The organism is Aeromonas bivalvium (assembly GCF_046078285.1).
GTDB lineage: Bacteria > Pseudomonadota > Gammaproteobacteria > Enterobacterales > Aeromonadaceae > Aeromonas > Aeromonas bivalvium.
Genome location: NZ_JBGXBV010000001.1, coordinates 95,048 through 106,385, shown reverse-complemented (window position 1 = coordinate 106,385; position 11,338 = coordinate 95,048). Strand labels below are relative to the sequence as shown.

9 protein-coding genes are annotated in these 11,338 nt (G+C 63.2%); 5 read left to right on the top strand and 4 right to left on the bottom strand.

The annotated features are described in order from the left end of the window. Positions 1 to 152 precede the first annotated feature (152 nt). Together sbcB and ACEUCR_RS00410 are read left to right on the top strand one after the other, a co-directional pair. A complete protein-coding gene (sbcB, locus tag ACEUCR_RS00415; protein WP_408773815.1) occupies positions 153 to 1,580 on the top strand; it encodes an exodeoxyribonuclease I in 1,428 nt (475 codons plus the stop codon). Between the two features lie 111 nt (positions 1,581 to 1,691). After that, positions 1,692 to 2,213, top strand: a complete 522-nt coding sequence (locus ACEUCR_RS00410; RefSeq protein WP_041996958.1) for a hypothetical protein — start codon at positions 1,692 to 1,694, stop codon at positions 2,211 to 2,213. A 75-nt stretch (positions 2,214 to 2,288) separates the two neighbouring features. Here ACEUCR_RS00410 and ACEUCR_RS00405 read toward each other — a convergent pair whose 3' ends face one another. Next, on the bottom strand, positions 2,289 to 4,004 hold the full coding sequence (locus tag ACEUCR_RS00405; protein ID WP_408787440.1) for a glycoside hydrolase family 36 protein: 1,716 nt from the start codon (positions 4,002 to 4,004) through the stop codon (positions 2,289 to 2,291). 130 nt (positions 4,005 to 4,134) lie between these two features. On the opposite strand from ACEUCR_RS00405, the gene ACEUCR_RS00400 reads away from it, so the two are divergent. The 3 genes from ACEUCR_RS00400 to cdd all read left to right on the top strand — a co-directional run bounded on the left by ACEUCR_RS00400 (position 4,135) and on the right by cdd (position 6,259). Further along, positions 4,135 to 4,503 (top strand): CidA/LrgA family protein, encoded by a 369-nt coding sequence (locus ACEUCR_RS00400; protein WP_041996952.1) that lies wholly within the window; start codon positions 4,135 to 4,137, stop codon positions 4,501 to 4,503. Beyond that, complete coding sequence (locus tag ACEUCR_RS00395) at positions 4,500 to 5,186, top strand: LrgB family protein (protein ID WP_041996949.1); 687 nt, start codon at positions 4,500 to 4,502, stop codon at positions 5,184 to 5,186. Before ACEUCR_RS00400 ends, ACEUCR_RS00395 begins: the two co-directional genes overlap by 4 nt. A gap of 194 nt (positions 5,187 to 5,380) precedes the next feature. After that, entirely contained in the window at positions 5,381 to 6,259 is an 879-nt protein-coding gene (cdd, locus tag ACEUCR_RS00390) for a cytidine deaminase (RefSeq protein WP_408787439.1), read from the top strand. A 130-nt stretch (positions 6,260 to 6,389) separates the two neighbouring features. On the opposite strand, the gene ppiD is transcribed toward cdd, so the two are convergent. The 3 genes from ppiD to lon form a co-directional block, all read right to left on the bottom strand. After that, positions 6,390 to 8,303: a peptidylprolyl isomerase gene (ppiD, locus tag ACEUCR_RS00385; RefSeq protein ID WP_408787438.1), complete on the bottom strand. Its 1,914-nt coding sequence runs from the start codon at positions 8,301 to 8,303 to the stop codon at positions 6,390 to 6,392. 149 nt (positions 8,304 to 8,452) lie between these two features. Next, positions 8,453 to 8,725, bottom strand: a complete 273-nt coding sequence (gene hupB, locus ACEUCR_RS00380) for a nucleoid-associated protein HU-beta (protein WP_005315375.1) — start codon at positions 8,723 to 8,725, stop codon at positions 8,453 to 8,455. A 240-nt stretch (positions 8,726 to 8,965) separates the two neighbouring features. Further along, a complete protein-coding gene (gene lon, locus ACEUCR_RS00375) occupies positions 8,966 to 11,320 on the bottom strand; it encodes an endopeptidase La (protein ID WP_408787437.1) in 2,355 nt (784 codons plus the stop codon). Positions 11,321 to 11,338 lie beyond the last annotated feature (18 nt).

Genomic DNA, 11,338 nt, shown 5'->3' with positions numbered 1-11,338 from the left:
AACATTGGTCCGTTTCGCCCAATAAACCACCACCTGCGCGGCTCTCCCTTCGCTCTGCCTGCGCTATGGTTTACCATGCTGACAATTGCGGTGCATGGCACCGCCCACCCAGGCGCCATGGCGCCGCCATCGGACACCTCACCTCGAGCAACATGAGCAAAACAGCACAGCCCGGCAGCGAGCCCACCTTCTACTTCCACGATTACGAGACCTTCGGCATCAGCCCGGCACGGGACAGACCGGCGCAGTTCGCCGGTATCCGTACCGACGCCGATTTCAATGTCATCGGCGAGCCCCTGGTCATCTATTGCAAGCCGCCGGCAGACTATCTGCCGGATCCGGAGGCCTGCCTCATCACGGGGATCACCCCGCAGAAAGCGATGAAGGACGGTCTGTGCGAGGCGGATTTCATTCGTCAGATCCACGAGCAGTTCGCCACCCCGAACACCTGCGTGCTCGGCTACAACAGCATCCGCTTCGATGACGAGGTGACCCGCTACACCCTCTATCGCAACTTCTACGACCCTTATGCCTACGCCTGGCAGAACGGCAACTCCCGCTGGGACATACTCGACATGCTGCGGGCCTGCTACGCCCTGCGCCCGGAGGGGATAGAGTGGGCCCTCGACGACGAGGGCAAGCCAAGCTTTCGCCTGGAAAAGCTCACTGTGGCCAACAACGTGGCCCACGCCAACGCCCACGATGCGCTCTCGGACGTGCTGGCCACCATAGAGATGGCCAGGCTGGTGAAAAAGGCCCAGCCCAAGCTGTTTGACTACCTGTTTGCCCTGCGCAACAAGAACAAGGTGAAGGCCCTCATCGACGTGGTGACCATGAAGCCCCTGGTCCACGTCTCCGGCATGTTCTCCCCCTGGCAGGGGTGCGCAAGCTGGGTGTCGCCGCTCGCCTGGCACCCCAGCAACCAGAACGCGGTGATCATGGTGGATCTGACCCGTGACCCCACCCCTCTCATCGAGCTCACCAGCGAGGAGATCCGCGAGCGCCTCTACACCAAAAAAGAGGATCTCGGGGAGCTGGCCGGCATTCCGGTCAAGCTGGTGCACATCAACAAGTGCCCCGTGCTGGCACCGGCCGCCACCCTGACCCCGGCGCGGGCCGATCAGCTTGGCATCGACCGGGAGCAGTGCCGCAAGAGCCTGGATCTGCTGCGGGCCCATCCCGAGGTGCGGGAAAAACTGGTGGAGGTGTTCAACCAGGAGTTTGCCGGCAGCAATGACGGCGATCCCGATACCCAGCTCTACGCCGGTTTCTTCGGCCATGGCGACAAGTCCACCCTGGATCTGGTGCGCGCCACCCCGGCGGATCTGCTGGGGGAGCGGCAGTTTGCCTTCAGCGACCCGCGCCTGCCCGAGATGCTGTTTCGCTACCGCGCCCGCAACTGGCCCCATACCTTGAGCGAGGCGGAGCAGAAGCGCTGGCGCCTGCACTGCAGCGACTACTTCAGCCGCCGTCTGCCGGACTATGTGCCCCGTCTCGAGGCGCTGGCGGAGCAGAATCAGGGGAACGATCGGAACTTTGCCATCCTGAAGTCCCTCTATCATTACCTTGAAGATCTGTAACTTGTGACTGGTTTCACAGTTAAACCCCTGTGAATGCGGCCTGCTGGCGCCATAATGCCGGTAGGTCGTGATCGCCCAGGACCAGGGCCCTTGAGGGAGAACAGATAAAAGATGCGCGCCAACCTGCTCTCTGCCAGCCTGCTCTGCGCCAATCTGCTTGGCCTGACCCTGTTGACCCCGACGGCCCTCGCCTCTCCCCGCTTCGAGCTGCCGGACTACCTGTTGCAGCTGCCGCGCCAGAGTTATCTGCTGATGCAGGAGAGTTTCAGCGCCCTTTACCGCAAGACGGACTTCACCCCGGCCATCACCAACAGCTACTTCAATTATTCGGATCTCTACAAGTTTGCCGGCCTGCCCATCGCCATCACCCCCCAGGCCGGGTTCCAGCTGGAGGTATTCGGTCAGCTCTACAACCTCGCCTCCCAAAGCTATGTCCACATGAGCCAGGATCTCTCCCTCTACCGCATGCTGCGGGCAGACATGATAGGCAACCCCAACGATCAGATAGCGGTCGGCATGGGCCTTGGCATCCCCCTCACTCCCCTGCTCACCTTCAAGGCCCTCGCCTCCACCAACCAGATCCCCGGATATGGCCAGGCCAATTACGCCATGGGGTTCGAGTGGCGCTACTAGCGACTGGCCACTGTGGCTCAGCAGCTCCTGACAGTGAAAAGGCTCCCGCAGGAGCCTTTTTGTTGGGTGCTGCACTCAGGAGTAGCGGATCACCCGCCCCTGGCCCCCCATCAGCACCAGCGTCTCTGCCAGGGGAGTGTCATCCCAGAAATCCCTGCCCCCCGCCGGCAGCGCCATCTCCGTGACCTGCTCGCCCCAGTTGAACAGGCAGAGCAGCGCGCCGCCCCCGGGCAGGGCCACCCGAGCGCGGCCAAACCCCATGTCATCGAAACGGGCCGCCGGGGTGCGCGCCGCGCACAGGGCCAGCAGCTTGCCAAGGTGCGCCCCCTGCCCCTCGTCCAGATCCTGCAGCCTGTCCCCCGCCAGCACCATGCCGCCGCTCGCCACCAGGGCGGCCAGGTGGAAGTCGTACTCGGCGCGGCTGGCGTGCTGGCCCGGGATATCCCGCAGGCAGACGCAGTCGGGATCCAGCGCCCAGAGCCGGTCGTTTTGCCAGGCGCGGCAGAAGGCTTCCCGCGCTATCTGGCGAAAACGCCGGCCCTGACGCTCCACGTCATCGCTCACCCGCATGCCGTGCACCAGACCTAGGCTCGGCCACAGCGGCGCATTGCAACCGAGCAGGAAGGCCCCCTCCCCCGCCCCGCGCAGAATGGCGGCCATGCCGCGTCTATAGGCCTCCACCCGGGTGGCGGCGGGGTCGTGGAAGCGGCCGCCGTGGATGGCGCCCCAGAAGTTGGCATCCAGCTTGAAGTAGTGGATGCCCCACTGCTCGCGCAGGGTGCGAAACACCTGCTCGAGGTGGGACTGCACCTCGGGATGGGTGCCGTCCAGCACGTACCAGGGGGTACAGCGCCAGCCACCGTAGGTGACCCGCTCCGAGGGCAGCGGCAGGCCATCCTCCCCCTTCACGAACCAGTCCGGGTGCTCCTGGAACACCTGGGAGCCGGGCTCGGCAATAAAGGGGGCGACCCAGAGCGCGGGCTCGCAGCCAGCAGCGCGGATCTCCCCGGCCAGGGTTGCCACCCCCTGCTCGAACTTGGGGGAAGGGGTGAGCCAGTCCCCCATTTTCGCCTGATAGCCGTCATCTATCTGCACGTAGCGCAGGGCCGGGAAACGCATCGCCCGCACCGCCAGGTTCTCGCGAATGTCGGCGGCGCTCACGTCCGCATAGTAGTGATACCAGGAGCACCAGCCACTCGGGCGCGCGGGCACCTCGTTCACCAGCGAAGGGTGCTCGGCCTCGATATAGTCCGCCAGCGACCCCAGCAGGGCCTCCCTGTCCGGTCCCTCCAGGCAGATCAGCGCCTCGCTCTGCCAGTGCTCTCCCGGTGCAAGGGTGCGCCCTTCGGCGTTCATCACTATCTCGAGGCGCCCGTCCGGATAGAGACGAAATTCCCCGCCAAAGCGCTGGCAGCTCGCGAACGCCAGCAGCAGCCAGCCCCCCTCGCAGGCCACCAGCAGCAGGTTGTGCACCGTGTGATAACCGTCATCGTCCGTGATGCGATAGACGCCGGCGTCGGGGCAGCGCCCCACCGGCTCGGGGGTCTGCCAGCTGCCCATGGTCTGGGCCAGCATCTGGAACCCCTCTCCGTAGATGGCCGCGTCGGGGGCAAGACCGAGATCCCCCTCAAACAGCCGCCAGTGGCGCACGGCCTCGGGGCCGGACCCTGTGTTGTCCAGCCTCACCCGGCACAGGGGGCCATCCCACTGGCGGGTTTGCAGCAGCTGGGGAGGCAGGGCAGGATCGGCGGGCAGCTGGCGCAACCTGGCCAGGAGAGAGGGGGAGGACATGGGAACTCCTTCTGGTGAATGGGGATGATGCCGGGGCCATTGTATCCCCTGCGGGCCAGTTGGCCCTGTCCTGTTGCCCCGCCACTCTGATAAACTGCGAACCCGCTCACAGCTATTCAACGAGGCTCTTGTGCTGGTTCAACGCACCTTGATCTACCTTCGCGACTTCATGGTCATCCTCGCCTGTCTGCTGGTAGGCAAGGCTGTCGCGGCCCTGCTGCCCTTCGCCTTCCCCGGCAGCATCCTCGGCCTGCTCATCCTGTTCGTGCTGCTCTCCCTTCAGCTCGTCAAGCTGCACTGGGTCGAGCAGGGCGCCGGCCTGCTGCTGCGCCACATGGGAGTCTTGTTCGTGCCCGTGGCCGTCGGCCTGGTGGCCTGGCTCGAGCCCCTGCGTCAATCCATCGAGATCGTCCTGCTGTGCGTCGTCGTCGGCATAGTGCTGATCCTGGCCGTGGTCGGCCGTCTCTATCAGCGTATGAACCGGGAGATGAAACCATGATCTGGCTGGCCCTGCCCCTCACCCTGGCGCTCTATTTCCTGACCCGGGCTCTCTATCGCAAGCTGCCCTGGCCCATCATCAACCCTGTGCTGGTACCCACCGCCGTGATCATCGGCCTGCTGCTCTGGCTGGATCTACCCCTGGCAGAGTATGAGAGCGGCACTCGCCCCATCACGGCGTTGCTCGAGCCCGCCGTCGTGGCCCTGGCCCTGCCCCTCTACCAGCAGGCACGCCAGATCCAGGCCAGGCTCAAGCCCATACTGATCTGCACCCTGGCCTCCGTGCTGATCTCGGTTTGCACCACCTTGGGGATTGGCCACTGGCTGGGGGCGGATCCCGCCCTGCTGGCCTCTCTTTCCACCAAGTCCATCACCACACCGCTGGCCATGAGCGTCAGCCAGTCCATCGGCGGCATTCCTGCCATCGCGGCAGCCGTGGTGGTGGTGGTGGGCATCACGGGCGCCCTGATTGGCTACCCCCTGCTCAGGTTGCTGCGGGTGACGGACCCCGAGGCCCAGGGACTCGCCATGGGGGCCTGCGCCCATGCCATCGGTACCGCCGCCTCCGCCGAGCGGGGGATAAGCCAGGGTGCCTTCGCATCGCTGGCCATGGTGATGTGCGGCATACTCACCGCCGCCGTGGCGCCGCCGCTGTTCGCCCTCTATCACTGGCTGATCCCCTGAGCCCCTGGCGCCATCCCCTGCCCTGCGCCCCCATGGCGTCGCCCCCTGTCCGACTCCAGATCGGGGGCCGGCGAAGGCAAACGTTTCCCTGCGGGAGCGGCTGGCACAGCGCAGTCAGGCTGTGAGCCAGTTCACACAAATCGGCTGAGTCACTCCCTACAATGTCCTCCCAATTGGCCCATGAGGACAGATAGATGCATCCCCGCTTTGCCAAGACACTCGACAGCCTGCCCGCGGACCTGAGCGCCGCCGTGGCCCCCATGCTCGGCGACGACTTTTCCGCCAGCTTCAGCCCGGAACAGATCCAGCAACTGATGGACGCGACCCGGCTTGGCGAGCGTGAGCTGCGCCTCGCCCTGCTGCCCCTGGCCGCCGCCTGTTCGGTCGCCCCCATCTCTCACTTCTTCGTCGGCGCCATCGCCTGTGGACTCAGCGGTCGCTGGTATCTGGGCGCCAACATGGAATTCGCCGGTCAAGGCCTGTTCAACTCGGTCCATGCCGAGCAATCCGCCATCTCCAACGCCTGGCTCGGCGGGGAGACGGGGATCAGCGAGATCACCGTCAACTACACCCCCTGCGGCCATTGCCGTCAGTTCATGAACGAGCTGAGCACCGCCAAGGTGCTCAAGGTCTCACTGCCGGACGACATCAGCACCTTGCAGGCCTTCCTGCCCCACTCGTTCGGCCCGGCAGATCTCGACATCACTGATGCCCTGATGAGCCCGCAGCACCATGATCTGCCCTTCACCAGTGAGGATCCCCTGGTGTGCGCCGCCCTGGCCGCCGCGCGCCAGAGCTATGCCCCCTACAGCCAGGGCTATGCCGCCGTGGCCCTGGCGTTTGCCGACGGGCGTACCTTCTGCGGCCGCTATGCCGAAAACGCCGCTTTCAATCCGAGCCTGCCCCCCATGCAGATGGCCTGTGCCCACGCCGTGCTCAATGGTGCCGATCTCGGCCAGTTGCGCCGAGCCGTACTGGTGGAGAGCGCCAAGGGCCAGATCAGCCAGCAGGATGCGGCCAGATCCGTGCTCAAGGCCCTAGGCGGGGTCACGCTGGAATACCTGGCCATCTAGCCCATGCCTTGCCCATGAGACAGGAGAGGAGGCTGGCGCCATGCCAGCCTCCTCTCTTTACATTCGGCTGCCGCCACCATGAGAAAGGGCCCGCGATTGCGGGCCCTTGTCATTCACTGCCGGGAGACTGTCACTCCACCGTAGCCTCGGCATCGGCGAAGTACTCGATCTTGGCGGACTTGCGCAGCGCCTCGACCAGGGACTGATAGCTTGCCTGGGCCTTGCCCTGACCCAGCTGCCCTTGCAGCATGGTCAGCATCTGGGACGCCTCCTTGGGCACATTGACCTTGTCCAGGGCGACGATGACCCTGTCACCATTGGCCTCGGTCACCAGATCCACGCTCGGCTTGCCATCGACCGGATGGGGCAGACGGAAGGCATCGGCCAGCAGGGACTGATCCAGATCCTGGGCAAAACGGGCCACCCCTTGATGGGTCTCTATCTCGAGACCCAGTGCAGCCAGTTCGGCGCGAATGTCATCCCCGGCCTTGATCTGCTCTACCAGACCCTGAGCCTTGCCACGGGCAATCTCGCTCGCCTTGTCGTGAGTGATGGCGGCAACGACCTGCGCCTTCACCTCGGCCAGCGGTTTGACCGCCTTGGGCTGATAGCCGGTCACATGGAGCACCACCGCCTTGCCGTCACCCAGCTCGATCACGTCCGAGTTGGTGTTCTCGTCGCGTAGCTGCTCGGAGAAGGCGGCGCTGAGCACCTTGCCATCGTTGAGCGGCGCCGGCGCATCGCCCTGACTGAAGTAGTCGACGGATTGCACCTTGAGGCCAAGGGCATCCGCTGTCATGTCCAGGGAGTCCGGGTTCTCGAAGCTGGTGTCAGCCATGGTCTGCTGCAGGTTGAAGAACTGCTCCTTCGCCTTGTCTGCCTGCAGACGGGCGATGGTGTCGCTCATCACGTCGCTGAACGGCTTGGCCTTGGCGGCCTCGACCCCGATCAGCTTGATGATGTGAAAGCCGAACGGGCTCTTCACCAGGTTGGAGAGATCCCCTGCCTGCTTCAGGGCGAAGGCGGCCTGCTCGAAGGCAGGATCCATGACCCCCTTCTCGAACCAGTCCAGCTCGCCGCCCTTCTTGGCGGAGAAGGTGTCGGAGGAGTTGGCCTTGGCCAGCGCCGCGAAATCGGCGCCGCCCTTGAGTTCGGTCAGCAAGCCGGCGGCTTTCTGCTCGGCGGCCTTTTCATCCTTGTCAAAGGGGATCAGGATGTGGGCCACCTGGCGACGCTCGGCACGCTGGAACAGGTCCTGGTGCTGATCGTAGTAATCACGGGCCTCCTGCTCGGTCACCTTGATCTCTTTGCCCATGGTGGCGGCATCGAGCAGCAGGTAATCGACCTTGACCTTCTCGTCGTTCATGAAGCGAGGGGCATTGCTCTTGTAGAACTGCTCCACCTCTTCATCGCTCACCTTGACCTCGCCCTGGTAGCGATCGGCGGCCAGACGCACCAGGCGCAGATCCCGGGTCTGGTTGTAGAGCTTGTCCAGCTGCTCCGCCTCACCCTTGAGGGCGAACTCGGTGCCGAGCAGGGCGCCAACCAGCTGCTGGCGCACCATGTCCTGGCGCAGGGAGTCGCGGAACATCTCCGGGGTCATGTTGGCACGGCGAATGAGCTGCAGGTAGCGATCATTGTTGAACTTGCCGTTCTCGGCAAACTCCGGCATGGCGACGATGGCCTGCTTGATCTGCTCGTCACTGACTCGCAGACCCAGATCCCGGGCCTTGCCATCGACCAGAGCCTGATCGATCAGTCGGTCGAGCACGGAGCGACGGAACTGCTTCATGTAATCCGGGTTGGCGGCCAGCTGGTTGAAGGCGTCCCCCATCTGGGATTCCATGCGGGCACGCTCGTTGCGATAGGCGTTTTCCAGCGCTTGCTGGCTGATATCAATGCCATTGACGGTGGCGGGGGCGCTGCGAGCCGGGCCATTGAGGTAGCTGCCTACCCCGGCCAAGGCGAAGGAGAGGATGATAAGCCCCAGTATTACCTTGGCTACCGTGCCCTGCGCCCCTTCCCGTAGTTTATCCAACATCATGTGTGTACTTATGCTCCCGTACTCGATGGGCATGAATAATGAAAAGGCGCACCGATTGCGATGCGCCTTGGTCAATCAGTATGAGGGAGAGCCCTCTCACTTTGTCTGGTCTGCGACCAAGGACGGAGCCGACAGGATCAGCAACCGGCTCAGTTGACAGCGTCTTTCAGAGCCTTGCCGGCCTTGAAGGCAGGCACTTTGCCTGCGGCGATCTCGATGGTCGCACCAGTTTGCGGGTTGCGGCCGGAACGAGCGGCACGCTCACGAACGGCGAAGGTACCGAAACCAACCAGAGCAACCTGGTCACCCTCTTTCAGGGCCTCACCCACTGCATCAATGAAAGCATCCAGCGCACGGCCAGCGGCGGCTTTGGAGATATCGGCGCCGTCTGCAATTTTGTCAATCAGTTGAGATTTATTCACTCTTATATTCCCCTTTTATCGAACATCGCTGCGGCGCTGATTTCCCTGGCCACAACAAGTGGAGGTTTTATAACAAGCCTCCTGGTCAGTTGCAAGTGACAATATGGCGCAAACCCGCGCCACATCACGCATTGCGACCGATCATGAGTACCGGAACGGGGGTCAAGGCTACTGCCGTTATCCGGCGCTTGCAAGCCTTAACCCCCGGCCATGTGCGCCAAGTTTGCGGCGCATCAACTTTTATACGACAGAAACGCGTTCGAAACCCTGTGGATTCTCCTGCAACGCCAGCTCCAGGACCTCGTCAATCCAGCGAACCGGATAGATTTCAAGGTCTTGTTTGACGTTGGCCGGGATCTCCTCGAGATCGCGTTCGTTCTCTTTCGGGATCAGCACCCGCTTGATGCCACCGCGATGGGCCGCCAGCAGCTTCTCTTTGAGTCCGCCGATGGGCAGCACTTCACCGCGCAGGGTGATCTCCCCCGTCATGGCGACGTCGGCACGCACCGGGTTGCCGGTGAGGCTGGAGACCAGGGCGGTGCACATGGCGATACCGGCACTCGGACCGTCTTTCGGGGTCGCCCCTTCCGGTACGTGCACGTGGATGTCGCGCTTCTCGTAGAAGTCGCCGTTGATGCGCAGCTTCTCGGCCCGGGCCCGCACCACCGTCATGGCAGCCTGGATGGACTCCTGCATCACGTCGCCGAGGGAGCCGGTGTAAGTGAGCTTGCCCTTGCCCGGCACGTTGGTGGTCTCGATGGTGAGAAGATCGCCCCCCACCTCGGTCCACGCCAGACCACACACCTGACCTATCTGGTTCTGGTCGGTGGCCTTGCCGTAATCGAAGCGCTGTACCCCCAGGAATTCCTTGAGGTTGTCACCGTTGACCAGCACCTGCTTGATGCTCTTGTCCAGCAGGATCTTCTTCACCGCCTTGCGGCAGATCTTGGAGATCTCGCGCTCCAGGCTACGCACCCCGGCTTCCCGGGTGTAGTAACGGATGACGCCAACCAGGGCAGAGTCCTCGATGATGATCTCCGCCGGTTTCAGGCCGTTGCGCTGGATCTGCTTGGCTACCAGGTGCTGCTTGGCGATGTTGAGCTTCTCGTCCTCGGTGTAGCCGGACAGGCGGATCACTTCCATCCGATCCAGCAGCGGACCCGGGATGTTCATGGAGTTGGAGGTGGCCACGAACATCACGTCCGACAGGTCATAATCCACTTCCAGATAGTGATCGTTGAAGCTGTTGTTCTGCTCGGGATCCAGCACTTCCAGCAAGGCGGAGGCGGGATCGCCACGCATGTCCGAGCTCATCTTGTCGATCTCGTCGAGCAGGAACAGCGGGTTCTTCACCCCGACTTTTGCCATCTTCTGGATGAGCTTGCCGGGCATGGAGCCGATGTAGGTGCGACGGTGACCGCGGATCTCCGCCTCGTCACGCACGCCGCCGAGCGCCATGCGCACATACTTGCGGCCGGTGGCCTTGGCGATGGACTGACCGAGCGAGGTCTTGCCCACCCCGGGAGGCCCGACCAGGCAGAGGATGGGCCCCTTGAGCTTGTTGACCCGCGCCTGCACCGCCAGATACTCGAGGATGCGATCCTTGACCTTCTCCAGGCCATAGTGATCCGCGTCCAGCACCTCTTGCGCCTTGCCAAGGTCTTTCTTGACCTTGGAGCGGGAACGCCAGGGCACCTGCACCATCCAGTCGACGTAGCTGCGCACCACGGTGGCTTCCGCCGACATGGGTGACATCATCTTGAGCTTGGCCAGTTCGGCCTGGGCCTTGTCATGGGCATCGGCTGGCATGCCGGCCTCTTCAATCTTGCGACTGAGGGCCTCGAACTCGTCGGGCGAGTCTTCCAGCTCACCCAGCTCTTTCTGGATGGCCTTCATCTGCTCGTTGAGGTAATACTCCCGCTGGCTCTTCTCCATCTGCTTCTTGACCCGGGAGCGGATGCGTTTCTCGACCTGCAGCAGGTCAATCTCCGACTCCATCATGGCCATCAGAAACTCGATGCGCTCGGACACGGAGGCGATTTCCAGCACCTTCTGCTTGTCTTCGAGCTTGAGCGGCATGTGGGCCGCCATGGTGTCAGCCAGGCGCGCCGCATCGTCGATCGCCGAAATCGAGGTGAGCACCTCGGGCGGGATCTTCTTGTTGAGCTTGATGTAACCTTCGAACTGACCGATGGCGGAGCGTACCAGCACCTCCTGATCCTGCTCCGCGATCGGGGTAGAGGCGATGTACTCGGCCTCCCCCACGAAGAAGTCGTGATCGTCGATCATCCGCTCGAGGCGGGCACGCTGGCCACCTTCCACCAGCACCTTGACGGTGCCGTCAGGCAGCTTGAGCATCTGCAATATGTTGGCCACAGTCCCGACCGAGAAGATCTCCTCGACGGTTGGCTCATCGGTTGACGCATCCTTCTGGGCAATGAGCAGGACTTTCTTGTCTTGCTCCATGGCCGCTTCAAGACAGCGAATGGATTTTTCCCGCCCCACGAAGAGTGGAATGACCATGTGGGGATACACCACCACGTCACGAAGAGGCAGGACGGGAATCTCGATGCGTTCTGAACGCTCTAGGTTCATATATGTCCTCTCGGCTTG

Bases quoted from the DNA above. Each gene is read 5' to 3' on its own strand.
- ACEUCR_RS00395 (WP_041996949.1), top strand. From the start codon at position 4,500: ATGATCTGGCTGGCCCTGCCCCTCACCCTGGCGCTCTATTTCCTGACC.
- lon (WP_408787437.1), bottom strand. From the start codon at position 11,320: ATGAACCTAGAGCGTTCAGAACGCATCGAGATTCCCGTCCTGCCTCTT.
- ACEUCR_RS00410 (WP_041996958.1), top strand. From the start codon at position 1,692: ATGCGCGCCAACCTGCTCTCTGCCAGCCTGCTCTGCGCCAATCTGCTT.
- sbcB (WP_408773815.1), top strand. From the start codon at position 153: ATGAGCAAAACAGCACAGCCCGGCAGCGAGCCCACCTTCTACTTCCAC.
- cdd (WP_408787439.1), top strand. From the start codon at position 5,381: ATGCATCCCCGCTTTGCCAAGACACTCGACAGCCTGCCCGCGGACCTG.
- ACEUCR_RS00405 (WP_408787440.1), bottom strand. From the start codon at position 4,004: ATGTCCTCCCCCTCTCTCCTGGCCAGGTTGCGCCAGCTGCCCGCCGAT.
- ppiD (WP_408787438.1), bottom strand. From the start codon at position 8,303: ATGATGTTGGATAAACTACGGGAAGGGGCGCAGGGCACGGTAGCCAAG.